Genomic DNA, 22,340 nt, shown 5'->3' with positions numbered 1-22,340 from the left:
TACACTGCGCGCCTATGACCAACATCCCCCACACCCAGATCACCGAACCCGCCGTCACCTGCTCGACCTGCGCGGCCTGCTGCTGCCAGCTGGAAGTGATGCTGATCACCGACACCGGCGTGCCGGAGCGCTATATCGACACTGACGATTGGGGCGGTGAAGTGATGCTGCGCCTGGATGACGGCTGGTGCGCGGCGCTGGATCGGGACACGATGATGTGCACGATTTACGAGCGTCGGCCGCTGATTTGCCGGGAGTTCGAGATGGGCGCACCGGAGTGCCTGACTGAACGCGAAGGCATCGCCACGGCCTACCGCTGATCTGAAGGCTGATGACGATCAAAATGTGGGAGGGGGCAAGCCCCCTCCCACACTGTTTTGCAGCGTTCCTGGGAATTACAGCGGCATGGTGTAGTGCAGCGAGTAACTTTCTACCCCATCGTTATTGCTGCTGATCCCGGCATTGGAGTAATGCGTGGCGCGAATGCCGACTTCATGCCCACCGGTGAAGCGCAGGCCAAAGCCCAGGCGGTCTTCGAACTGGAAAGCCTGGCCGATGTTGTTGTCTTCCAGCTTGGTACGGGAAAACACTGCCACGCCAATCCCGGCTTCGATGTAAGGCTTGACCGACTGGCCGGCAAACTCATACACAAATACCGGCGAGAACGACAGGCTGCTGGCACCTGCACGGTCATCACCCTCCCAATAGGTATAGGCGCCGCTCCAATAGCCGGTCAGGCGACCGACGTCACTCTGCATCCAGCTTTTATCCCAATCCGAGGTCAGGCCCAGTCGATAGGTCAACGTCGAATCGCTGGTACTGCCCACCCCAAACTCCAGGCCTGCAGCCTGGGCCGAAACAGAGTGTCCCACCACTACGGCCGCAATCGCGGCCAAACAGAACAAGCGCTTCATAAGAAACAGTCCTTTGAAAACAAAGTTTGTATGAATTTTTACAGGCCATCTCGCTATAGAAGCTGACGCACACTCAGAAGTTCAGCGACATTTCACGAAATTTTCACGACCCGAAGCTTCGCACAACTGCAGAATGTTTCCATAGTGTCGGTAGGATATTTCTTAGGTGATACACATCGCCACTGGTCCAGAACTGTGCAGGCTCAGGATCGCCGAGGGCCAGCAGGTCGCGTTCGCCCAGCAAACGCTTGAGCTGACGTGCGACGGCAGCGCCGGTGTCGATGAGGATGATGCTGGCAGGCAGCATCTGCGCCAGCAGCGGCTTGAGGAAGGGATAGTGGGTACAGCCGAGGATGATGGTGTCGCAGCCGGCGCTGAGCAGCGGGTCGATATAGCCCTGCAACAACTGACGCAGGGCCAGGCTGTCCAGATCACCGGTTTCAATCAGTTCCACCAGGCCCGGGCACGGCTGGGTGATCACCCGCACATCGGTGGCAAACCGATCGAGCAACGCGGCGAACTTGGCGCTTTGCAGGGTGCCGGTGGTGGCGAGCACCCCGACCACGCCACTGCGCGTGGCCGCCGCGGCGGGTTTGACTGCGGGCTCCATGCCCACCAGGGGCCAATCGGGGTAGTCCTGGCGCAAATCCGCGACGGCCGCCACGGTTGCGGTGTTGCAGGCAATCACAAAAGCCTTGGCGCCCTGCTCGCGGAAAAAACCGGCAACTGACCGGGAACGCCCAAGAATGAACGCCGGGGTTTTCTCGCCGTAGGGGATATGCCCGCAATCGGCCACGTACAACAGGGACTCATGGGGCAGCAATTGCTGGATCTCAGCCAGCACCGACAAGCCGCCGACACCGGAATCGAACACACCGATTGGCGCGTCCTTACCCATGTTGCGTCCCGCAGACGCTGCAAGCGGGATCACGCTTGACCCGCAATTCGCGAAAACGTGTGGTCAACGCATCGATCAGCAACAAGCGGCCTACCAGCGGCTCGCCGAAACCCGCCAGCAACTTCAAGGCCTCCAGGGCTTGCAGGCTACCGACCAGGCCCACCAGTGGGCCGACCACGCCCGCTTCGCTGCAGGTCAGTTCAGTATCGCTGCCGTGCCCGTATAAACAGTGATAGCACGGGCTTTCGGCGCGACGTGGATCGAATACCGACAGTTGCCCTTCAAGCCGGATCGCCGCGCCGCTGATCAATGGCCTGGCCGCCGCCACGCAGGCGGCATTGACAGCCTCGCGGGTGGAGAAGTTGTCGCTGCAATCGAGCACTACGTCCACACCCGCCACCGCCGCCGCCAAGGTATCGGCATCCAGCGCGATGGGGTGGGCGACCAAGGTGATTTCGGGGTTGAGGACGCTCAGGCGGCGCATGGCCGAATCGACCTTGGCCTGCCCGACGCTGTCGGTGTCATGGATGATCTGGCGTTGCAGGTTGGTGAGGTCGACGGTGTCGAAATCCGCCAGGTGCAACTCACCGACACCCGCGGCGGCCAGGTACATCGCCACCGGGGCACCCAGGCCACCGAGGCCGACGATCAACGCGCGGCCGTTTTTCAGGCGCAATTGGCCGTCGATGTCGACATGCTGCAACAGAATCTGTCGGCTGTAGCGCAACAGCTCCTGATCGGTCAGCACGGCCGGCGTCCCAGGGAGATACGTTCGTGACCGCCAAGGTCGATGCGGCTGTGCACCTCCTCGAAGCCTTGGCTCAGCAACAGGTCGCGCACCGCGCCAGCCTGGTCGTAACCGTGCTCCAGCAGCAGCCAACCCGCCGCGTTCAGGTGGCCCGGGGCCTGGGCGATGATCAACCGCAGGTCGTCCAGGCCATCATGGCCCGCCACCAGGGCGCTGGCCGGCTCAAACCGCACATCGCCCGCCACCAGGTGCGGATCGTTGGCGGCGATGTAGGGCGGGTTGCTGATGATCAGGTCGTAGGCGTGGCCTGCCAGGGCGCTGAACCAATGGCTGTTGAGCACCGTGGCGTTATGGAGGTGCAGGCGCTGGCGATTGCGTTCGGCCAGCGCCACGGCTTCCAGCACGCGGTCGACGGCCGTGACGTGCCAGGCCGGACGCTCGCTGGCCAGGGCCAGGGCAATGGCGCCGCTGCCAGTACCGAGGTCGAGGACCTTGACCGGTGTGGCCGGTAACAATTCCAGGGCCGCTTCCACCAGCAGTTCGGTGTCCGGACGCGGGATCAGCGTGTGGGGCGCGACCTCCAGGTCCAGCTTCCAGAAACCTTGCTGACCGAGGATATAGGCCACCGGCTCGCCGGCGCGGCGGCGTTGCAGGTAGCCGGCAAACGCCAGGGCGTGTTCGCTGCTGACGATTTTTTCCGGCCAGGTGTGCAGGTAGCTGCGGGACTTGCCCAAGGCCGCTGCCAGCAATAACTCGGCATCCAGGCGCGCCGTGGGCGAGTCGGGCAGGTCTACGGCGCGCAACAGGCTGGCGATAATGGTCATTTATTCACCTATCGCCGCCAGCTGATCGGCCTGGTATTCGGCGAGCAATGGCTCGATCACCGCATCCACGCCACCGGCGAGAATTTCGTCCAGGGAGTAAAGGGTGAGGTTGACCCGATGGTCGGTGACCCGGCCCTGGGCAAAGTTGTAGGTACGGATGCGCTCGGAGCGGTCGCCCGAGCCCACCAGCAATTTGCGCTCGCTGGCAATCGCGTTGGCGGCGGCGCTGGTCTGCTGGTCATTGAGCTTGGCCGAGAGCCAGGACATGGCCCGTGCACGGTTCTTGTGCTGGGAACGTTCTTCCTGGCACTCCACTACGATGCCCGACGGCAAGTGGGTGATACGAATCGCCGAATCCGTCTTGTTGACGTGCTGGCCACCGGCGCCCGACGAGCGGTAGGTATCGACCCGCAGGTCGGCCGGGTTGATCTCGATGGCTTCCTGCTCGTCCGGCTCGGGCAACACGGCCACGGTGCAGGCTGAGGTGTGGATGCGACCTTGGGATTCCGTCGCGGGAACCCGCTGCACACGGTGGGCACCGGACTCGAACTTCAGCTTGCCATAGACGTTGTCGCCTTCGACCCGCGCGATGACTTCTTTATAGCCGCCGTGCTCACCTTCGTTCTCGGACAGGATCTCGACCCGCCAACCGCGACGCTCGGCATAACGCGAATACATGCGGAACAGGTCGCCGGAGAAAATCGCCGCTTCATCGCCGCCGGTGCCGGCACGGATTTCAAGGAACACATTGCGCCCGTCGTTGGGGTCCTTGGGCAGCAGCATGCGCTGCAGGTCACCTTCCAGCTCTGCCAACTTTTCCTTGGCCTCGCGGACTTCTTCCACGGCCATTTCACGCATGTCCGGGTCGCTGTCCTTGAGCAGCGCCTGGGCGCCTTCAAGGTCGGCCTGCACTTTGGTGAGATTTTTGTACGTGGCCACAATGGGCTCAACTTCGGCGTATTCCTTGGAATAGGCGCGGAACTTGGTTTGATCGGAAATGACTTCGCCGTCGCCGAGCAAGGCGGTCAGTTCTTCGAAACGGTCCTGGAGCACGTCCAGTTTATTGAGCAGTGACGCTTTCATTGCGATTTTTTATCCGAAGAGCTGGGCGCGCCCTCACCGAGGGCAAAGAGTTCCTGGGCCATGGCCAGCGCATCGAGGCGGCCTTCGGCAGTCAGTTTTTTTAATTGTACGCTGGGCGCATGCAGCAATTTGTTGGTCAGGCCGCGAGCCAGTTGCATCAGCACCTCCTCGGCGCTGCTGCCGTTGGCGAGCAGGCGCTGGGCCTTGATCAACTCCTCATCACGCAGGCGTTCGCCCTGCTGACGATACGCCTTGAGCACGTCCACCGCCGCCAGCTCACGCAGGCGCACCATGAACTCTTCAGCGCCGATGCCGACCATCTCTTCAGCCGCCTGGGCAGCGCCCTGGCGACTCTTGAGGTTTTCGGCGACCACTTCATGAAGATCGTCGACGCTGTAGAGGTAAACGTCGTCCAACTCGCCGACTTCGGGCTCGATATCCCGGGGAACGGCGATGTCGACCATGAAGATCGGCTTGTGCTTGCGCAGTTTCAGCGCACTTTCCACCGCGCCCTTGCCGAGGATCGGTAGCTGGCTGGCGGTGGAGCTGATGACGATATCGCTGCGCACCAGTTCGGCCGGGATGTCCGACAGCAGCACCGCATGGGCGCCGAACTGTTCGGCGAGGATGCTGGCGCGCTCCAGGGTACGGTTGGCGACCACGATGCGCTTTACGCCCAGGTCATGCAGGTGGCGGGCAACCAGGGTGATGGTCTCACCGGCGCCGATCAACAGCGCCTGGCTGCGCTGCAGGTCGCTGAAAATCTGCTTGGCCAGGCTGACGGCGGCAAACGCCACGGACACCGGGTTTTCACCGATGGCGGTGTCGGTGCGCACCTGCTTGGCGGAGTTGAAGGTGGCCTGGAACAGACGGCCCAGCAGCGGACCGACGGTGCCGGCCTCGCGCGCCACGGCGTAGGCGGATTTCATCTGGCCCAGGATCTGCGGCTCGCCCAACACCAGCGAATCGAGGCCGGATGCCACGCGCATCATGTGACGAACTGCCGCATCGTCTTCGTGCACATAGGCGCTCGCGCGCAGGTCGTCGAGGCTCAAATGGTGATAATCGGCCAGCCAGCGCAGTACCACATCCGCCGAGAGATGTTCCTGCTCTATATAAAGCTCACTGCGATTGCAGGTCGAAAGGATCGCAGCTTCGCGGCTGTCGGTGAGACGGCAGAGCTGCTGCAAGGCCTCAACCAACTGCTCTGGCGTAAACGCCACGCGCTCGCGCACGTCTACGGAAGCAGTCTTGTGGTTAATACCGAGTGCGAGGAAGGCCATTCAATATCGCTGATGATGTCGGGAAGCCGACAATTGTCCTACTTCGAAAGATTCAGAACAACCACCGTCGTCTATTGTCCTAGTAGCTTATGCCTATAAAAAGGCCATCTGTAGGCGCAAGCCTGCTCGCGATGGTCGTGAACCATGACGCGGCCTCCTGAGAAAACGCGTTGTCCTCAGGCTTTTCGCGAGCAAGCTCGCTCCTACACGGTTATGTTTGGCCGAAGGCTTGTGTCATGATGATCCGACCGCAGGTTAGTCGTCCTCTTCCTATATGAATAGATCTTCCGCGTTGCTCCTTGCTTTTGTCTTCCTCAGCGGCTGCCAGGCCATGGCACCCGTGTCGCCGGACGGTACACCGCCGGTGGAAGACAGCACACCCGCCCCTGAAAAGCCCAAGGTTTATTCCTCGTTCAGTGAAGAAACGGTGTTCAGCCTGCTCAGTGCGGAACTGGCCGGCCAGCGCAATCGCTTCGATATTGCGCTGGATAACTACGTGACCCAGGCCATCAACACCCAGGATCCGGGAATTTCCGAGCGGGCGTTCCGCATTGCCGAGTACCTCGGGGCCGATCAGGCCGCGCTGGATACTTCGCTGATCTGGGCAAAGAACGCGCCGGACGATCTGGAAGCCCAGCGGGCGGCCGCCATTCAGTTGGCGCGGGCCGGGCGCTATGACGACTCCATGGTCTATATGGAGAAAGTCCTGCAAGGCAAGGGCGACACCCATTTCGACTTCCTTGCGCTGTCGGCTGCCGACACCGACCAGGACACCCGCAATGGCCTGATGAAGAGCTTCGACCGCCTGCTGCAAAAACACCCGAAGAACAGTCAACTGGTGTTCGGCAAGGCCCTGCTGCTGCAACAGGATGATGAAGCCGAAGCCGCATTGAAGCTGCTGGAACAGAACCCGCCGGAAGACGGCGAGATCGCGCCGATTCTACTGCGCGCGCGCCTGCTGCAGAACCTCAACCGCGGCAAGGAAGCGATTCCACTGCTGGAAAAAAGCATCAAGAAATACCCGGACGACAAGCGTCTGCGCCTGACTTACGCGCGCACGCTGGTGGAGCAGGACCGCATGGAGGACGCCAAAGTGCAGTTCGCCAACCTGCTCCAGCAATACCCCGATGACGATGAACTGCGTTACTCCCTGGCGCTGGTGTGCCTGGAAGCCAAGGCCTGGGACGAGGCCAAGGGGTATCTGGAAGAGCTGATCGAGCGCGAAAGTCATGTCGACTCGGCGCACCTGAACCTGGGTCGCATCGCTGAAGAGCGCAGTGACCCACAGGCCGCCCTGCTCGAATACGCACAAGTCGGCCCAGGCAACGACTACCTGCCGGCCCAACTGCGCCAGGCCGACATCCTGATGAGCAACGGGCGTACCGATGAGGCAGAAAAACGCCTGGCCGCTGCACGGGATGCCGAACCGGACTACGCGATCCAGCTTTACCTGATCCAGGCCGAGACCTTGTCAGCCAATAATCAGGGCGATCGCGCCTGGAAGGTGCTGCAACAGGCCTTGCTGCAATTCCCCGACGATTTGAACCTGCTGTATACCCGCGCCATGCAGGCGGAAAAACGCAATGACCTGGCGCAGATGGAAAAAGACCTGCGCCTGATCATCAAGCGCGACCCGGACAACGCCATGGCCCTGAATGCCCTGGGCTACACCTTGTCCGACCGCACCACGCGCTACGACGAAGCCAAGGCGCTGATCGAGCAGGCGCACAAGCTCAACCCGGAAGACCCGGCGGTACTCGACAGCCTGGGTTGGGTGAACTATCGCCTGGGCAACCTCGACGAAGCCGAACGCTTGCTGCGCCAGGCCCTGGAGCGCTTCCCCGACCAGGAAGTCGCTGCACACCTGGGCGAGGTGCTGTGGGCCAATGGCAAGCAGCGCGAAGCCCGCCAGATCTGGGAAAAATTCCTCAAGGAACAACCCGAAAGCCCCATCCTGCGCGGCACCATCAAGCGCCTGACCGGATCCGAGACCCTTTAAGCTTATGTTCTTGCGCCACGTTATCGTTTTCAGCTTCATCGCCCTGCTCGCCGGTTGCGCGGGCTTCGGTGCCCGCGAATCCGTTGAGGGCCAGGGCAACCCGGCGCAATGGAAGCAGCACAAGGATCAGCTCGGCAGCATCGACGGCTGGCAGATCGAAGGCAAAGTCGGGGTGCGCGCACCGAAAGATTCCGGCAGCGGCACCTTGTTCTGGCTGCAACGCCAGGATTACTACGACATTCGCTTGTCCGGCCCCCTGGGGCGCGGCGCCGCGCGCCTGACCGGCCGCCCGGGACAAGTCAGCCTAGAAGTCGCCAACCAGGGTCGCTACGAGGCCTCCTCGCCCGAAGCGCTGCTGGAGGAGCAGATTGGCTGGAAACTGCCTGTCTCGCACCTGGTGTGGTGGGTCCGCGGCTTGCCCGCGCCGGACAGCAAGAGCCGCCTGAGCCTCAACGGTGACAGTCGCCTGGCCACCCTTGAACAGGATGGCTGGCAGGTCGAGTACCTCAGCTACGTGGAACAGGGCGGTTATTGGCTGCCAGAGCGCATCAAGCTGCATGGCACCGACCTTGACGTCACGCTGGTGATCAAGGACTGGCAACCGCGCAAGCTGGGGCAATAACGTGGCCGTACAAAAACTGACCCTGCCCTCTCCTGCCAAACTCAATCTGATGCTGCACATCCTCGGTCGCCGTGAAGACGGCTATCACGAGTTGCAGACGCTGTTTCAATTTCTCGACTACGGCGATGAGCTCACCTTCGCCCTGCGCGACGATGGTGTGATCCAGTTGCACACTGAATTCGAAGGCGTGCCCCACGACAGCAACCTGATTGTGAGGGCCGCGAAAAAACTCCAGGAGCAGTCCGGCTGTTCCCAGGGCATCGATATATGGATCGATAAGATTTTGCCCATGGGTGGCGGAATCGGTGGTGGCAGCTCGAATGCCGCGACCACACTGCTGGGTCTGAACCATCTGTGGCAACTGGGGTGGGACCATGATGGCCTGGCTGCGCTGGGCCTCACGCTGGGCGCCGACGTCCCGGTTTTCGTGCGTGGGCACGCCGCTTTTGCTGAGGGCGTGGGGGAAAAACTCACCCCGGAATACCCCGAAGAGCCGTGGTATGTGGTGCTTGTCCCGCAAGTATCTGTAAGTACAGCAGAAATTTTTTCAGATCCGCTGTTGACACGTAACTCTCCTCCCATTAAAGTGCGCCCCGTTCCCAAGGGAAACAGTCGAAATGACTGCTTACCGGTTGTAGCAAGGCGTTATCCAGAGGTACGTAACGCTTTGAATTTGTTAGGTAAATTTACCGAAGCAAAATTAACCGGAACTGGAAGTTGTGTGTTTGGGGGCTTCCCAAGCAAAGCTGAAGCTGATAAAGTCTCGGCCCTTCTTACAGAGACCCTTACAGGGTTTGTAGCAAAGGGAAGCAACGTTTCGATGTTGCATCGCAAGCTGCAAAGTCTGCTCTAAAAGGAATCGAGTACTGGGTACTCGTTGCAACAGATACAGGGGCGTCGCCAAGCGGTAAGGCAGCAGGTTTTGATCCTGCCATGCGTTGGTTCGAATCCAGCCGCCCCTGCCATTTTCTAATACTCATCCAGGTTACCCTCAGCCTCTAGGTACTGCGCGTGTCCAAGATGATGGTCTTTACGGGGAACGCCAACCCCGATCTGGCTCGACGTGTCGTACGTCAGCTGCATATCCCTCTCGGTGACATCTCTGTCGGTAAATTCTCCGACGGCGAAATTACAGCCGAGATCAATGAAAACGTCCGCGGTAAAGACGTCTTCATTATCCAGCCGACCTGCGCTCCGACCAACGATAACCTGATGGAACTCGTCGTGATGGCTGATGCCTTCCGCCGCTCCTCAGCGACTCGAATCACAGCTGTAATCCCTTACTTTGGTTATGCCCGCCAGGATCGCCGTCCGCGTTCCGCACGTGTGGCTATCAGCGCGAAAGTCGTTGCTGACATGCTGACCGTGGTAGGTATCGACCGTGTACTCACGGTTGACCTGCACGCTGACCAAATCCAGGGGTTCTTCGATATTCCGGTAGATAACATCTACGGCTCCCCCGTCTTGGTGGATGACATTGAAGACCAGCGCTTTGAAAACCTGATGATCGTGTCCCCGGACATTGGTGGCGTCGTGCGTGCACGGGCTGTTGCCAAATCCCTGGGCGTGGACCTCGGGATCATCGACAAACGCCGCGAGAAAGCCAATCACTCTGAAGTGATGCATATCATCGGTGATGTCGAAGGGCGTACCTGTATTCTGGTTGATGACATGGTCGACACCGCCGGCACCCTGTGCCACGCGGCCAAAGCCTTGAAAGAGCACGGTGCAGCTAAAGTCTTCGCCTACTGCACACACCCTGTGCTGTCGGGCCGAGCGATCGAGAACATCGAGAACTCCGTGCTGGACGAACTGGTGGTGACTAACACCATCCCGTTGTCCGCCGCCGCTCAAGCCTGTGCGCGTATCCGTCAACTGGATATTGCACCGGTAGTTGCCGAAGCGGTTCGCCGCATCAGCAACGAAGAATCGATCAGCGCGATGTTCCGCTAAGGGTCAAACCTTCGGAACACCTCACTGACGAAAAGCGCCCCGCCCCAGCAGACTGTTGGGGCGGGGCTTTTTTGCCCATATCGCCTTTAGCGCTGGTCGCAAACGCTGGGGCGAATGTGGTTATTTTGGAGATACAACATGAACGATTTTACTCTGAATGCTGAAGTGCGTTCCGACCTGGGGAAAGGTGCGAGCCGCCGCCTGCGTCGTCTCGCAAGCCTGGTTCCAGCTGTAGTTTACGGTGGCGACAAAGCCCCTGAATCCATCAGCATGCTGGCTAAAGAAGTTGCCAAACTGCTCGAAAACGATGCGGCCTACAGCCACGTTATCGAACTGAACGTTGGCGGCAAAAAGCAAAACGTCATCATCAAAGCCCTGCAACGTCACCCATCCAAGGGTCACGTTCTGCACGCTGACTTCGTACGCGTCGTAGCCGGCCAGAAACTGACCGCTATCGTGCCTGTGCACTTTGTTGGCGAGGAAGCTCCGGTCAAGAAAGGCGGCGAGATCTCTCACGTCCTGAACGAAATCGAAGTGACTTGCCTGCCGAAAGATCTGCCTGAGTTCATCGAAGTCGACCTGTCGGCTCTGGAAATCGGCGCAATCATCCACCTGTCCGACCTCAAGGCTCCTAAAGGCGTTGAGTTCGTTGCACTGGCTCACGGTGATGACAAAGCTGTTGCAAACGTACACGCTCCACGCGTTGCTCCAGAAGCTGAAGAAGGCGCTGCAGAGTAATCCACTCTGTATTGCCGGAGCTTGAGGAAACATCGCGGACCGAAACGTAGCGAGAAAGCGGGCGATAACGCGGCGTTTACTCTTGAGTAAATGATCTCTTGTCGTCCACTTTCGCCGCACGCAGGTGTAGCGATGTTATCCACAACTCCAAAGGAAGGGCCCCTGTCGTGACTGCCATTAAACTGATCGTTGGCCTGGGAAATCCAGGCGCCGAATACGAACAGACCCGGCATAACGCGGGGGCCCTTTTTGTTGAGCGTATCGCCCACGCCCAAGGTGTAAACCTGGTGGCCGATCGCAAATATTTTGGCCTGACCGGACGCTTCTCGCATCAGGGTCAGGATGTTCGTCTGTTGATTCCCACCACCTACATGAACCGCAGCGGCCAGGCTGTCGCGGCGCTTGCGGGCTTCTTCCGGATCAAACCCGAAGAAATCCTGGTGGCCCATGACGAACTGGACCTGCCACCCGGCGTTGCCAAGCTCAAGCAAGGCGGCGGGCATGGCGGGCACAATGGCCTGCGCGACATCATCGCGCAGCTGGGCAATCAGAATACTTTTTACCGCCTGCGGCTCGGCATTGGCCACCCAGGCGTCGCCAGTATGGTTTCAAATTTCGTCCTGGGTCGTGCGCCACGCGCCGAACAGGAAAAACTCGATGCCAGCATCGACTTTGCCCTCGGCGTGCTGCCGGATATCTTCGCCGGTGAATGGAACCGCGCGATGAAAAACCTGCACAGCCAGAAGGCCTGACTTTTTTCCGAGGGGAAACACCATGGGATTCAATTGCGGCATCGTCGGCCTGCCCAACGTCGGCAAATCCACCTTGTTCAACGCTTTGACCAAGTCCGGTATTGCGGCGGAGAACTTCCCCTTCTGCACCATCGAACCCAACAGCGGCATCGTGCCGATGCCCGATCCGCGCCTGGAAGCACTGGCGGCCATCGTCAATCCCAAGCGCATCCTGCCGACCACCATGGAGTTCGTCGACATTGCAGGCCTGGTAGCCGGCGCGTCGAAAGGTGAAGGCCTGGGCAACAAGTTCCTGGCCAACATCCGTGAAACCGATGCCATCGCCCACGTGGTCCGCTGCTTTGAAGACGAGAACGTGATTCACGTCTCCAACAGCGTCGACCCGAAACGCGACATCGAGATCATCGACCTGGAACTGATCTTCGCCGACCTCGACAGCTGCGAGAAGCAACTGCAGAAAGTCGCGCGCAACGCCAAAGGCGGCGACAAGGACGCAGTGGTCCAGAAAGGCCTGCTGGAACAGTTGATCGCGCACTTCACCCTGGGCAAGCCGGCACGCGGTCTGATGAAGACCATGGGCGCTGACGAGAAGGCCGTGGTCAAGGGCTTCCACCTGCTGACCACCAAGCCAGTGATGTACATCGCCAACGTCGCTGAAGACGGCTTCGAGAACAACCCTCTGCTCGACGTGGTCAAGGCCATCGCCGACGAAGAAGGCGCCATCGTGGTGCCGGTGTGCAACAAGATCGAAGCGGAAATCGCCGAACTGGACGACGGCGAAGAGAAAGACATGTTCCTTGAGGCCCTGGGCCGGGAAGAACCTGGCCTGAACCGCGTGATCCGCGCCGGCTACGAAATGCTCAACCTGCAGACCTACTTTACCGCCGGTGTCGAAGAAGTCCGCGCCTGGACCGTAAAAGTCGGCGCCACTGCGCCACAGGCTGCCGGTGTGATCCACACCGACTTTGAAAAAGGCTTTATCCGCGCGGAAGTGATCGCCTACAACGACTTTATCCAGTTCAAGGGTGAGGCCGGTGCCAAGGAAGCGGGTAAATGGCGTTTGGAAGGTAAGGAATACATTGTTAAAGATGGCGATGTGATGCACTTCCGTTTCAACGTGTAAACGCTACCTGCGAAGTCTACGACAAATAAAAAAGCCGATGCACTGCATCGGCTTTTTTGTGGGTGAAACTTCCTAACATAGGACAAGCATCGCTCACACTTCACTATCAGACTTCCCCTACTTACTCCCCCCGCCTTTAATGCAGCCAGGCAGCTGCACAATTTAACCTCAATAATACCGGGGTTTTCCTACATTATTCCGGCACACACTTACGGCAATATCCCAGTATAGGTTCTATACCCTCATTCCTGATTGACGAACACAAACTGTCCTCTCAACACTGAAGTCGAGCGATAATGGAGAACTCTTCGATGTCGGTCTCCACCCTTGGAGAAAATGAAAAAGATACTTCACTCTTCGAAGACACGGATATTGAAAACACACTGAGCAGCACCGCCCCCCTCAACATAGACATACTGTTGCTGGGAGAAACCGGCACTGGCAAAGATACCCTGGCGCAGCGGGTTCACCGCCTATCGACACGGCGGGGCAATTTTGTCGCGGTCAATTGTGCGGCTATTCCTGACGGCCTCGCCGAAAGCCAATTGTTCGGCGTCAACAGCGGTGCCTATACCGGCGCCATCCAGTCCCGTGCCGGTTTTATCGAGGCAGCCCATCTCGGCACCCTGTACCTCGATGAGATCGATAGCATGCCGTTGAACCTGCAAGCCAAACTGCTGCGAGCGCTGGAGTCGCGAGGGGTGGAGCGCCTGGGCTCAACCCGCTTCATCCCGGTGGACATGCGTGTGATCGCGTCTGCCCAACAATCGCTCCACCAGATGGTCGAACTCGGAACCTTCAGGCGCGACCTGTACTTCCGCCTGAATGTCGTCAAGATCCAGCTTCCAGCCTTACGTGATCGGCGAGAGCGCATCATCCCGTTGTTCCTGGAGATGATTCAGCAGGAAGCCCACCGGTTCAAACGCACTGCCCCGCCGCCCACCGACGGGCTGCTGCAACAACTGCTGTGCCACACCTGGCAGGGTAATGTTCGGGAGTTACGTTCTACGGCCAAAAGGTTCGTGCTGGGCCTGCCACCGTTTTCAACCTCGGTGAGCGAGCTGCAGGATGCCCAGGTGAGCCTTAAGACACGCCTGCAGCACATTGAAAAAGCCCTTATTGAAGAGTCGCTGCACCGCCACCTGTATTGTGTGGATACCGTGGCGATTGAATTGGGTATGGCAAAACGCACGCTGTACTACAGGATGAAGAAATTGGACATCCCACTGCCCTGAAGACAGAGGGAACTGTTAAATATTCGGTAAACCCTATCCACCCAACTCAAAACACACATTTATAGAAACAAATAGCCACAAACCTATTTGGAACGGTTTAGCCCCATGAGCCACCTACTCACAGCCTGGTTCAAGTTACAAATAGTTCCAGACATCCACGAGGTTTGACTCATGACAAGTGAATCAAAGCTCAAAACATCAAAATCGGAGTCTTATTATGGCTGGTGTATCCGCTAGTTATATGCACGGTTCAAACACATACAACAACCCTTTGTACAATGGTGCCGCTCAGGGAGCTAGAGCTGGTGGTGGTGGTGGTGGTGCTGAAGCAGCCTCTGCTCTCGCAGATGCAGTCGCAGAAGAAACGTTCCAAGAGACTATGGAGGCAAGGAGGAAGACAGGCTTGTATGCCGCGGCTAAAGAAATCCGCAGCTAACAGGACCACCTCCTTGGCTCATTAGCCGGGGAGGTGCCATATGAGCTTAAATCGCAAATGCGGCATTATCACCAACCTGCTTCAGCCCCCTATACCGCAGGCCCTATATGCAGATAGAAGCATTTGATTTTTCAACGCTGAATAAGCGTCGCACAGGCATTGATGTTACACAGAAAAACCCAATATCCAGCACGGATGTAGGTTTCTTCGCGTCAATGCTCGAAGGCTCGAAAGCCAGCACGCCTACGGTCGCCCCCCCTGCTGTATTAGCCCTGCTGGCGGAGCATTCAAGTTATATCGAAAATAAAAAAATCCGCCTCGCGCGGGCGCTGAAATCATCAAGTAAAGGCATGGACTCTGAAAAATTCAGAGAGTACCCGCGCGAACTCTCTAATGTGGCGCTCACTACCCAACTGTTAGTAAAGAGCCTTGGCAAGACAAGCCAATGCATCGACAAAATCTGTAACATGCAATAGTGAACATGATTAAATCCCTGCCCGCCGCCCTGCTTTTTATTCTTGTATGCACGTTAAACGGTTGCAGCGACCGCGTTGAACTTCATCGGCAACTTTCTGAGCAAGAAGCCAATGAGGTGGTCGCGGAATTGGCGGATAAACATATTCGCGCCCAAAAAATCCCGGCCAAAGACGGTGTCGTCGTGGCGGTCAACGCCACCGATATTGGACGCGCCGTACGTACATTGGAAGCCGCAGGGCTACCTAGAATGGCGCGGACGACGCTGGGCGATACCTTTCGCAAGGAAGGGGTTATTTCTACCCCACTGGAAGAGCGGGCACGCTACATCTATGCCTTATCCCAAGAGCTAGAGGCCACCTTGTCCAACATTGACGGGGTGATTATTGCCCGGGTACACGTGGTATTGCCGGAACGCATCGCGCCAGGGGAACCGGTCCAGCCCGCATCCGCATCAGTCTTCATTAAGCATGACCCACGCCTGGACCCCGATAATATCCGCGCACGCGTTCGCAGGATGGTAGCGAGCAGCATTCCAGGCATGACCACAGCCGTGGATAACCTGCAGAAACTCAGCGTGATCTTTGTGCCTGCTGCCACTTATCAGGAGCGGCAACGGCTGGTGTATTTCGGCCCGTTCCTGGTGCCCAGCGATGATCTCGGTTTTTGGCGAGGCAGCGTTATCGCGGCACTGCTCGGCGTGTTGTCATCCGTGGCCGGTACACTGTTCCTGCTCAATCGACGTCAGACTCTTCTGCGAGGGCCGCAAGTAGCGCAGGAACCAATTGGCCCAGCTCATGATGCCTAGATTCGATCATTCAATGAGTGAACGCCTGGCCTGGGCTGAATGGTGGGCGTTTCCCTGGGAGCACGCTCACGAGAACTGGAGAGGTGACAAGTACACTTCAATTAGCGTGCTTTATCACAGCAGACGTTCCACCCCGGATGGTCTCACAGGCATTGCCGCGTGCTTGCCTCCGGCCCCCCACCCCACCGTACTTCGCCTGGCCCTCGCATCCACGGAGCAACTCAACCTGGCGCTGACACTGGTTCACGGCACGTTCAATCCCGAGGCCGCGCCGCCGTTGAGCGAAAGTCAGCATCTGTGGTGCATGCGTTTGTCCAAGGCGCTGCCCCCTACCATGCTGTCACCCGATGCTGATCCGCTGCAATTGCTTTCCAGCTGGATAGAACCCGATACGTGGCAGCGCCTTCGATTGCGGTTCCCCCGTAACCGCGTATGTGCGGTTGAGAAAAGTAATATCTCACTCGAAAACTCAAGCAGCCGGCTGAACACGCTCTGGCAAGCCGTAGTCTGGCGCGTGACGACATCGGCAAACGCCTCTCTGTTCCTTGACTCGAACGCGTAAGGAAAACAGAGATGTTATGTCGATACACCATTGAATTGCCCAGGGATGCTTCGGGATTGTCACGCTGCCTGATCCCCCGGGAGGAGCTTGCAAACTGGGAGCACGCCAACCAGCTCATCAGCCACGCCAAGGCACAGGCCGATGAACTGATAAACCAGACAGAGAGACAGTGCGAACTTCTGCTGGAAAAGGCGTCCCTGGATGTCTGGCAACGTGCAGACGCCCAATTCAAACGCTGGGAACGTGACCGTCAAGCGATGTGTGACAACCTGGAGGAGTACGCAACATCGATCACCAACCAAGCAATTAGACGCCTGCTTGGCGAAACGGTGGCCCCTCAACGGCTGGCAGCCCTGCTGAAGCAATTGCTGGCGGACCAGATTCAGGAGATCGAAGCGGCTCTTCTCTGTCACCCCCAGGACTTTGAGGAGGTAAAACAGTATCTCGCCCATCACAAAGCCACGCTCTGGAAGCTTCACCACGACGAAACAATCCCTGCTCAGACACTTGTATTGAAAACCGACGAGGGTGATTTCCGTATCAGCTGGAATTCAATGCTCGATGCCTTTTTCAATCATGGGAGAGACTACCGGATAGACATTTAATTGCATCCGCTTTGCATTACCGACAACGAGCCTTGACAAAATCCTATTAACCCATGCACCTCCACATAATAAAGAGGGTAACTAATGAGTATTTTCAACAGTCTTCCAGAGGAGCTTTCTAAAAACGCCAAAAATGCCCACAGACTTTATAAACAGCGCTGGGCCCTCACATCTCAAGAGCAGGCTGATGCAAAGTTATTTTATGAGCTTGCAGTAAAGAGCACCCTGTCCCAGATGGCATATCTGGAACATACCCGTGTTTCGCATATGTTGCTCAAAAGCACTTTTGAAAGTTTCCAATAATATGCAAGCGTTCGTCCGTGATTGGTTAGTCAGCGGCAAAGAACAACTCCGTTTGTTTGAGGGCGATGACGAAATCATGCTGAATCGTCAGGGAGATGCTTTGGTGCTGAGTGTTCAACTGACCTTGACTCGCCCAGACACCGCCACCTTGCAGAGCTGGATGCGCCTGGGCGCTGCAAGCCTGAATCACTTCCATGGCGCACTGGCTCAAAAAGCGGACAGCGGTGAGCTGTGGCTGATCCAGAAGCTGCCAGGGGGGCAGGGAGAGGCATACGTACTCGGTTACCTTGAAGCCCTGCTGAACCAACGCGACACCTGGCGCGCCACAGTCGCGTGCCTTGCTCCCCCCCCCCAAAACCTCAAACCCACCTCACTACGCTCACTGTCGTACTAACCAGAGAACCGGCAATGCATAACAAGAACCACGAGCACAGTCGCTTACGCCGTGCTTCGCCCAAGGGATTTCCCTGGCGTAACGCTATCCTGCTTTCCTGGCTGCTGACCCCAGCAGGGAACACACTGGCGGCCATCCCCCCCGAGTGGAAAAACACCGCCTACGCTTATGAAGCTGAACATAAGCCCCTCCGGGAAGTGCTGGAGGATTTCGCCCAGACCTTTGGGACACAACTACATGTCGAGGGCCTGCTTGAAGGCAACGTAAATGGCAAGATTCGCGCCAATACTCCGCAGTCGATGCTTGACCGCCTGGGGGTAGAACACCGTTTCCAGTGGTATCTGTACAACAACACCCTCTATATCAGCACGCTGGACCAGCAAGACTCGGCGCGCCTGGAGGTTTCTTCCGAGACCATTGCCGACCTTAAGCAAGCGCTCACCGATATTGGCCTGCTCGATAGCCGTTTCGGTTGGGGCGAGTTGCCCGAGGACGGCGTGGTACTGGTTTCAGGCCCTCGACGCTATATCGAGCAGATCAAACAGTTCAGTACCCAGCGCCGCTCTCCGGATGAAAAGCAGAGCGTGCTGAGTTTCCCGCTTAAATTCGCCAATGCGACGGATCGTCAAGTGGATTACCGCGGCGAGAAGCTCACTATTCCGGGGGTGGCCAGCATTCTGCGTGGATTGCTGGAGCCGCGTTCCAATTCGATCCTCAACAGTCTGAACCAACCCTCCCCGTCACAGCCTGCGCCGCTCGTACCGAACATTCCCCGATTGAGCAACCCCTTACTGGGGCAGATGCAGGGTACAAACGTTAACACCGGGCCGTTGGATCCGCTCCCGACACTCACCTCGCGAGCCCCGGTCTCACCCAGCAGAGTTCGCGTCGAAGCCGATGTACGCAATAACACTGTGCTGATCTATGACCTGCCTGAGCGCCAGGCCATGTATCGCGAGCTGATCACTCAACTCGATGTGGCGCGCAAGCTGGTGGAAATCGACGCGATCATTCTCGATATCGAACGCACGCAATTGCGAGAATTCGGGGTGAACTGGGGGTTTCAGAACAGTCGCTTCCGTGGCGGTGTCAATATGGCACCGGGCACTTCGTCGCAGGTGTCGATTGAAAACCGCGAGCGTTTCTACGCGGATATACGTGCGCTGGAAGCCAAGGGGCTGGCGAGCATGGTCTCCAATCCCTCGGTGCTCACGCTGGAAAACCAACCGGCGGTGATCGACTTCAACCGCACACAATACCTGACGCCGGGTAGAGAGAATGCAACCATCTTGCCGGTCACCGTGGGGACCAGCTTCCAGGTTGTGCCCCGTGTGATCACCAGCCGGGGCGGCCATCAGATCCATCTGGCGGTGGATATCGAAGATGGTAACTTCGACGAGACCAACCCCCTCCCCGGCAACCTTGACGTACGCCGAGGCAAAGTCAGCACCCAGGCGGTCATGGCGGAAAAGCGCTCGCTGGTGGTCGGCGGTTTCCACGTCACCGAAAGCAGCGACAAGCGCAACAAAGTCCCCCTGCTGGGTGATATCCCACTACTGGGCAAGGCGCTGTTTTCCTCCACCGAACGACAGAACAATCGGCGTGAACGCCTGTTCATTCTCACCCCACGCGTCATCGGTGACCAAGCCGATCCGTCGCGCTACCTGCCCCAGGACGACCAAGTCGAATTGCAGGCAGCCCTCGCCCCGTTGGCGCGACGCTATAGCCCTCACCAACCGGTGATCAAGCGCAGCGATATCATCAGCACCCTGGCGCATTTGGTCAGCGGTGAAGTGCCCAAGGCGTTCAAGGCGGCACCGATGCCACTGGGGCTGAATACCCTGTGCAACACCCGCGACTTGCTGGCGCTGAACACCGAGCGCAGCCAGTGGTATGCAGGCCCTGAGTACAACGTAGCGGTGGTGGTGTTGCGCAACCAGTTCAAACGCAATGTGCGTATCGACGAAAAGGAGTGCAGTAACTCCCAGACCCTGGCCGTCAGCGTATGGCCGCGCGCCTGGCTCAAGCCGGGTGAAGAAGCCGAGGTATTTATCGCCATGCGCCCAGTGGTGAAGGATGAACACCTCAGTGTGCCCCGCCCCTCCTTGATCACTCCTGCTCAAAAGGCTACGCCATGAAACACCGCTTATTTTGCATCACCCTGATCGGCACCGCGCTGCTCGTCGCCGGCTGCACCCCCACCTGCAAGGGCGACTCGTGCTCGCGCCCGCAATCGACCAAGGACAAAATGGTGATCTGGTGGCCACCGCAGATGCGTGCCGAGCCTGGCCCCGCCGGGGAGCGAAAAGATTACCAAACGGTATCGCTGGAACGATGAGCGTGAAGGAAATGCCCGACGCACAACGCCAGGTATTTCTGGACAGTCTGGTGAGCGGCGCTGCCGCTCACCTGCCGCTCGCTCCCGGCATCAAGGTATGTGCGCTGCAAGGCGGCAATCAGCCGGGGGTGGCCTTGCATATCGCCCGTGAAGCGCAGCAAACCGGGCAACTGCAATGGGTGCTGGAGCGACGCTTTGAATACGCGTCGTTATACGATGGCTTTTTCATCTACCTCGATGCCCAGTACGCCCTGGTGATCTGGCACGCGCTGCCGGCAGCGCGTAACACGCTGGACAAGATTCTCAGCCGGATGTTATCGCTGGCCAACCTCGGTGCCCTGGACGCACCTTCCAGTCGCTGATCAACGCCGCTCAAGCTCCGGCAACTCCAGGGTTTCGCGCTTGGCTTCGTCATCCAGCTCGCGCAAGGTGCGGTAGATCAGCGCAACGGCCTGCAAGGTTTCGCGAGGAATGCTTGCACCGAGCTGTTTCGTATACAGCGTGCGGGCCAGCCACACACACTGGATCACCGGCACCTCGGCGGCCTTGGCTCGTACGATCAACGTGCGGGCCTCGGCGTCGGTGCCTTTGCTGATCAGTAACGGCAGCGGCGTCTTACCGGGCCGGTAGTACAAGGCGACCGCAAAGTGCGTCGGGTTGACCACCAACATATCGGCCTCCTCCAGTTTGGGCAGCTTGACCTTCGGCTCCTCCTGGGCCAGTTGGTACGCCAACGAGCGGCGCTGGCCTTTCACATGGGGGTCGCCTTCCATGTCCTTGTACTCCTTGACGACCTCGACCTGGGTCATGCGCATGCGTTTGGCGAAGAAGTGCTTCTGCAAGGCCAGGTCGATCAGGGCCAACACCAGCAGCAAACCAAGGCAGGCGTGCAGCAGATGGCGGAACAGGGCGATCAGCGCCAGCAGGTAACTTTGCAGATCGCTGTTTGCCAAATTGATCAATACCCCCAGCGAAGGCCAGACCACCAGGTACACAATCAGGCCGATAAGGAACGCCTTGGCGATGCTCATCAACAGATTCATCACCGACTGGGGAGAGAACATTTGCTTGAGCTGGCTGACCGGGTTGAGGCGATTGAAATCGAGCTTCAGCGCTTCCGGGGCGAACAGCAACCCGAATTGCATCCAACTGCTGATCAGCTTCGTCGTGATCGCCACTCCGACCATCAACAGGGCAAACGAAGCAAACATGACCAGCCCTTCAACCAGCACCTCTTCAAACGCGCGTACAAAGGGCTGGCTCAAGCGCGACATCGGCAACACCATCAATTGCTGGAAGCGCTGAAGACTGGTCTCGGCGGTTAACAGGGCGATCTCACTGATAGCCGTGAGTACCAGTAACTTGGGGACGTCCTGACTCTGGGCGACCTGGCCCTTCTTGCGCTGGTCGCGCAGTTTCTTGGCTGAGGCCGGGTGCTTTTTCTCCCCCGAGTCACTCATGGTACTGAGGCCTTGAAGAGAAGCCCCAGCGAGTGTTTCAGGTCGCCCAACTGGAGCATGCGCCCGACAATCAGGTCCTGCAGCAGGGCAAAGTACAACAGCACAATACCAATACCTGCCAGGCTCTTGACCGGCGGCGCCAGCGTACTCACCTGTAATTGCTGGCTGTAGACCCCCAGCAATGCAATACCGAACTCCAGCAACAACAGCACCGCAATGAAGGGCGCGGCGTACAGCATCATGTGTGTGAAGGTATCGCCCAGCAGGCCGATGAATACATTCATGCCATTGGGAGCAGGCAGCGGAAACCAAACAGTAGGGGGCCAGATCAGGTAACTGTCCCAGATCACCTGGGTCAACGCGCCCAACCCAAGGCTGACCATCAGCAGAAAAATCGCCAGATGCTTGAACAAGTGCCCTATCGGCGTGGCATCCGGCCCCAGTGAAGGATTGAGCTGACCACCGGCCAACGCACCGCGCTGGTTATCCAGCAGCGCCCCCACCGCCTCGAACATCCAGAACGGCATCGCCAGCAACACTCCCAGCAACAACCCCAGCGCCACCTCCTTGAGCACCAACCCACCGAGCATGAGCGCTGAGTAATCCTGCCCCTCCAGCGCCGCATGGATACCCGGCGCGGGCAGCAATGCCATGACCATCACAATGGTATGCCGAGGCATGCCGCGTATGTGTTGAAAACAAAACGCCGCCACCAGGAAGGCACAGGGGTAGATACGCGCCATGCCGATCAAGAGGCTGGGCAGGAATTCGAGATAGAGCAGCACAGG

26 protein-coding genes and 1 tRNA gene are annotated in these 22,340 nt (G+C 58.5%); 19 read left to right on the top strand and 8 right to left on the bottom strand.

Annotated elements, in window-relative coordinates; all coding sequences use genetic code 11:
• Positions 1–14 precede the first annotated feature (14 nt).
• Positions 15–320: a YkgJ family cysteine cluster protein gene (locus J3D60_RS25350; RefSeq protein WP_016977069.1), complete on the top strand. Its 306-nt coding sequence runs from the start codon at positions 15–17 to the stop codon at positions 318–320.
• A gap of 75 nt (positions 321–395) precedes the next feature.
• On the opposite strand, the gene J3D60_RS25345 is transcribed toward J3D60_RS25350, so the two are convergent.
• The 6 genes from J3D60_RS25345 to hemA all read right to left on the bottom strand — a co-directional run bounded on the left by J3D60_RS25345 (position 396) and on the right by hemA (position 5,750).
• On the bottom strand, positions 396–914 hold the full coding sequence (locus J3D60_RS25345; RefSeq protein ID WP_027606880.1) for an acyloxyacyl hydrolase: 519 nt from the start codon (positions 912–914) through the stop codon (positions 396–398).
• Between the two features lie 103 nt (positions 915–1,017).
• Entirely contained in the window at positions 1,018–1,812 is a 795-nt protein-coding gene (gene murI, locus J3D60_RS25340) for a glutamate racemase (RefSeq protein ID WP_065938453.1), read from the bottom strand.
• Positions 1,805–2,560, bottom strand: coding sequence for a molybdopterin-synthase adenylyltransferase MoeB (locus tag J3D60_RS25335; RefSeq protein WP_253493226.1), 756 nt, complete (start codon positions 2,558–2,560; stop codon positions 1,805–1,807). The genes murI and J3D60_RS25335 overlap by 8 nt, the downstream gene beginning before the upstream one ends.
• The gene (gene prmC / locus J3D60_RS25330; protein ID WP_065938451.1) at positions 2,554–3,384 is read right to left on the bottom strand and encodes a peptide chain release factor N(5)-glutamine methyltransferase; all 831 of its coding nucleotides are present in this window, start codon (positions 3,382–3,384) and stop codon (positions 2,554–2,556) included. The genes J3D60_RS25335 and prmC overlap by 7 nt, the downstream gene beginning before the upstream one ends.
• The gene (gene prfA / locus J3D60_RS25325; protein ID WP_027606884.1) at positions 3,385–4,467 is read right to left on the bottom strand and encodes a peptide chain release factor 1; all 1,083 of its coding nucleotides are present in this window, start codon (positions 4,465–4,467) and stop codon (positions 3,385–3,387) included.
• Positions 4,464–5,750 carry a glutamyl-tRNA reductase gene (hemA, locus tag J3D60_RS25320; RefSeq protein ID WP_065938450.1) on the bottom strand — a complete coding sequence of 429 codons (1,287 nt, stop codon included), beginning with the start codon at positions 5,748–5,750 and terminating at the stop codon, positions 4,464–4,466. Before hemA ends, prfA begins: the two co-directional genes overlap by 4 nt.
• Positions 5,751–6,024: 274 nt before the next feature.
• Between hemA and J3D60_RS25315 the strand changes: the two genes are divergently transcribed.
• The 18 genes from J3D60_RS25315 (at position 6,025) to J3D60_RS25230 (ending at position 20,454) form a co-directional block, all read left to right on the top strand.
• Positions 6,025–7,749 carry a tetratricopeptide repeat protein gene (locus J3D60_RS25315; RefSeq protein ID WP_065938449.1) on the top strand — a complete coding sequence of 575 codons (1,725 nt, stop codon included), beginning with the start codon at positions 6,025–6,027 and terminating at the stop codon, positions 7,747–7,749.
• 4 nt (positions 7,750–7,753) lie between these two features.
• Positions 7,754–8,371 (top strand): lipoprotein insertase outer membrane protein LolB, encoded by a 618-nt coding sequence (gene lolB, locus J3D60_RS25310; protein ID WP_065938448.1) that lies wholly within the window; start codon positions 7,754–7,756, stop codon positions 8,369–8,371.
• Positions 8,372–8,420: 49 nt separating this feature from the next.
• Positions 8,421–9,224 (top strand): 4-(cytidine 5'-diphospho)-2-C-methyl-D-erythritol kinase, encoded by an 804-nt coding sequence (gene ispE, locus J3D60_RS25305; RefSeq protein WP_253494035.1) that lies wholly within the window; start codon positions 8,421–8,423, stop codon positions 9,222–9,224.
• 37 nt (positions 9,225–9,261) lie between these two features.
• Positions 9,262–9,336 (top strand) — tRNA-Gln (locus J3D60_RS25300).
• Between the two features lie 46 nt (positions 9,337–9,382).
• Complete coding sequence (locus J3D60_RS25295; RefSeq protein WP_003171603.1) at positions 9,383–10,324, top strand: ribose-phosphate pyrophosphokinase; 942 nt, start codon at positions 9,383–9,385, stop codon at positions 10,322–10,324.
• Between the two features lie 138 nt (positions 10,325–10,462).
• The gene (locus J3D60_RS25290; RefSeq protein WP_027606889.1) at positions 10,463–11,062 is read left to right on the top strand and encodes a 50S ribosomal protein L25/general stress protein Ctc; all 600 of its coding nucleotides are present in this window, start codon (positions 10,463–10,465) and stop codon (positions 11,060–11,062) included.
• 167 nt (positions 11,063–11,229) lie between these two features.
• Positions 11,230–11,814: an aminoacyl-tRNA hydrolase gene (gene pth / locus J3D60_RS25285; protein WP_003208389.1), complete on the top strand. Its 585-nt coding sequence runs from the start codon at positions 11,230–11,232 to the stop codon at positions 11,812–11,814.
• A gap of 22 nt (positions 11,815–11,836) precedes the next feature.
• Positions 11,837–12,937: a redox-regulated ATPase YchF gene (gene ychF, locus J3D60_RS25280; protein ID WP_253493225.1), complete on the top strand. Its 1,101-nt coding sequence runs from the start codon at positions 11,837–11,839 to the stop codon at positions 12,935–12,937.
• 311 nt (positions 12,938–13,248) lie between these two features.
• Positions 13,249–14,172, top strand: coding sequence for a sigma 54-interacting transcriptional regulator (locus tag J3D60_RS25275; protein ID WP_253493224.1), 924 nt, complete (start codon positions 13,249–13,251; stop codon positions 14,170–14,172).
• A gap of 543 nt (positions 14,173–14,715) precedes the next feature.
• The gene (locus tag J3D60_RS25270; protein ID WP_253493223.1) at positions 14,716–15,084 is read left to right on the top strand and encodes an EscI/YscI/HrpB family type III secretion system inner rod protein; all 369 of its coding nucleotides are present in this window, start codon (positions 14,716–14,718) and stop codon (positions 15,082–15,084) included.
• 5 nt (positions 15,085–15,089) lie between these two features.
• Positions 15,090–15,890: a type III secretion system inner membrane ring lipoprotein SctJ gene (sctJ, locus tag J3D60_RS25265; protein WP_253493222.1), complete on the top strand. Its 801-nt coding sequence runs from the start codon at positions 15,090–15,092 to the stop codon at positions 15,888–15,890.
• Positions 15,891–15,903: 13 nt separating this feature from the next.
• Positions 15,904–16,452 (top strand): type III secretion protein, encoded by a 549-nt coding sequence (locus J3D60_RS25260; protein ID WP_253493220.1) that lies wholly within the window; start codon positions 15,904–15,906, stop codon positions 16,450–16,452.
• Positions 16,453–16,463: 11 nt separating this feature from the next.
• Positions 16,464–17,057, top strand: coding sequence for a type III secretion system stator protein SctL (gene sctL, locus J3D60_RS25255; protein ID WP_253493217.1), 594 nt, complete (start codon positions 16,464–16,466; stop codon positions 17,055–17,057).
• A gap of 84 nt (positions 17,058–17,141) precedes the next feature.
• Positions 17,142–17,360, top strand: coding sequence for a hypothetical protein (locus tag J3D60_RS25250; protein WP_253493215.1), 219 nt, complete (start codon positions 17,142–17,144; stop codon positions 17,358–17,360).
• A 1-nt stretch (position 17,361) separates the two neighbouring features.
• Positions 17,362–17,754: a type III secretion protein gene (locus J3D60_RS25245; protein WP_253493213.1), complete on the top strand. Its 393-nt coding sequence runs from the start codon at positions 17,362–17,364 to the stop codon at positions 17,752–17,754.
• Positions 17,755–17,768: 14 nt separating this feature from the next.
• Complete coding sequence (sctC, locus tag J3D60_RS25240; RefSeq protein ID WP_253493210.1) at positions 17,769–19,892, top strand: type III secretion system outer membrane ring subunit SctC; 2,124 nt, start codon at positions 17,769–17,771, stop codon at positions 19,890–19,892.
• Complete coding sequence (hrpT, locus tag J3D60_RS25235) at positions 19,889–20,092, top strand: HrpT family type III secretion system protein (RefSeq protein WP_253493207.1); 204 nt, start codon at positions 19,889–19,891, stop codon at positions 20,090–20,092. The genes sctC and hrpT overlap by 4 nt, the downstream gene beginning before the upstream one ends.
• A gap of 11 nt (positions 20,093–20,103) precedes the next feature.
• Complete coding sequence (locus J3D60_RS25230; protein WP_253493205.1) at positions 20,104–20,454, top strand: transcriptional regulator; 351 nt, start codon at positions 20,104–20,106, stop codon at positions 20,452–20,454.
• Here the strand turns inward: J3D60_RS25230 and sctU are convergent, their stop codons facing one another.
• Positions 20,455–21,552, bottom strand: coding sequence for a type III secretion system export apparatus subunit SctU (gene sctU, locus J3D60_RS25225; RefSeq protein WP_253493203.1), 1,098 nt, complete (start codon positions 21,550–21,552; stop codon positions 20,455–20,457).
• The gene (gene sctT, locus J3D60_RS25220; RefSeq protein ID WP_253493201.1) at positions 21,549–22,337 is read right to left on the bottom strand and encodes a type III secretion system export apparatus subunit SctT; all 789 of its coding nucleotides are present in this window, start codon (positions 22,335–22,337) and stop codon (positions 21,549–21,551) included. The genes sctU and sctT overlap by 4 nt, the downstream gene beginning before the upstream one ends.
• Positions 22,338–22,340 lie beyond the last annotated feature (3 nt).

The sequence above is a fragment of the Pseudomonas sp. S3E17 genome, from assembly GCF_024168685.1.
GTDB lineage: Bacteria > Pseudomonadota > Gammaproteobacteria > Pseudomonadales > Pseudomonadaceae > Aquipseudomonas > Aquipseudomonas marginalis.
This window is presented reverse-complemented; position numbering and strand designations above follow the sequence as displayed.

Coding starts and splice junctions, on each gene's coding strand:
- J3D60_RS25350 (WP_016977069.1), top strand. CDS start 15: ATGACCAACATCCCCCACACCCAGATCACCGAACCCGCCGTCACCTGC.
- J3D60_RS25345 (WP_027606880.1), bottom strand. CDS start 914: ATGAAGCGCTTGTTCTGTTTGGCCGCGATTGCGGCCGTAGTGGTGGGA.
- murI (WP_065938453.1), bottom strand. CDS start 1,812: ATGGGTAAGGACGCGCCAATCGGTGTGTTCGATTCCGGTGTCGGCGGC.
- prmC (WP_065938451.1), bottom strand. CDS start 3,384: ATGACCATTATCGCCAGCCTGTTGCGCGCCGTAGACCTGCCCGACTCG.
- prfA (WP_027606884.1), bottom strand. CDS start 4,467: ATGAAAGCGTCACTGCTCAATAAACTGGACGTGCTCCAGGACCGTTTC.
- hemA (WP_065938450.1), bottom strand. CDS start 5,750: ATGGCCTTCCTCGCACTCGGTATTAACCACAAGACTGCTTCCGTAGAC.
- J3D60_RS25315 (WP_065938449.1), top strand. CDS start 6,025: ATGAATAGATCTTCCGCGTTGCTCCTTGCTTTTGTCTTCCTCAGCGGC.
- lolB (WP_065938448.1), top strand. CDS start 7,754: ATGTTCTTGCGCCACGTTATCGTTTTCAGCTTCATCGCCCTGCTCGCC.
- ispE (WP_253494035.1), top strand. CDS start 8,421: ATGCTGCACATCCTCGGTCGCCGTGAAGACGGCTATCACGAGTTGCAG.
- J3D60_RS25290 (WP_027606889.1), top strand. CDS start 10,463: ATGAACGATTTTACTCTGAATGCTGAAGTGCGTTCCGACCTGGGGAAA.
- ychF (WP_253493225.1), top strand. CDS start 11,837: ATGGGATTCAATTGCGGCATCGTCGGCCTGCCCAACGTCGGCAAATCC.
- J3D60_RS25275 (WP_253493224.1), top strand. CDS start 13,249: ATGTCGGTCTCCACCCTTGGAGAAAATGAAAAAGATACTTCACTCTTC.
- J3D60_RS25270 (WP_253493223.1), top strand. CDS start 14,716: ATGCAGATAGAAGCATTTGATTTTTCAACGCTGAATAAGCGTCGCACA.
- sctJ (WP_253493222.1), top strand. CDS start 15,090: ATGATTAAATCCCTGCCCGCCGCCCTGCTTTTTATTCTTGTATGCACG.
- J3D60_RS25260 (WP_253493220.1), top strand. CDS start 15,904: ATGAGTGAACGCCTGGCCTGGGCTGAATGGTGGGCGTTTCCCTGGGAG.
- sctL (WP_253493217.1), top strand. CDS start 16,464: ATGTTATGTCGATACACCATTGAATTGCCCAGGGATGCTTCGGGATTG.
- J3D60_RS25250 (WP_253493215.1), top strand. CDS start 17,142: ATGAGTATTTTCAACAGTCTTCCAGAGGAGCTTTCTAAAAACGCCAAA.
- J3D60_RS25245 (WP_253493213.1), top strand. CDS start 17,362: ATGCAAGCGTTCGTCCGTGATTGGTTAGTCAGCGGCAAAGAACAACTC.
- sctC (WP_253493210.1), top strand. CDS start 17,769: ATGCATAACAAGAACCACGAGCACAGTCGCTTACGCCGTGCTTCGCCC.
- hrpT (WP_253493207.1), top strand. CDS start 19,889: ATGAAACACCGCTTATTTTGCATCACCCTGATCGGCACCGCGCTGCTC.
- J3D60_RS25230 (WP_253493205.1), top strand. CDS start 20,104: ATGCCCGACGCACAACGCCAGGTATTTCTGGACAGTCTGGTGAGCGGC.
- sctU (WP_253493203.1), bottom strand. CDS start 21,552: ATGAGTGACTCGGGGGAGAAAAAGCACCCGGCCTCAGCCAAGAAACTG.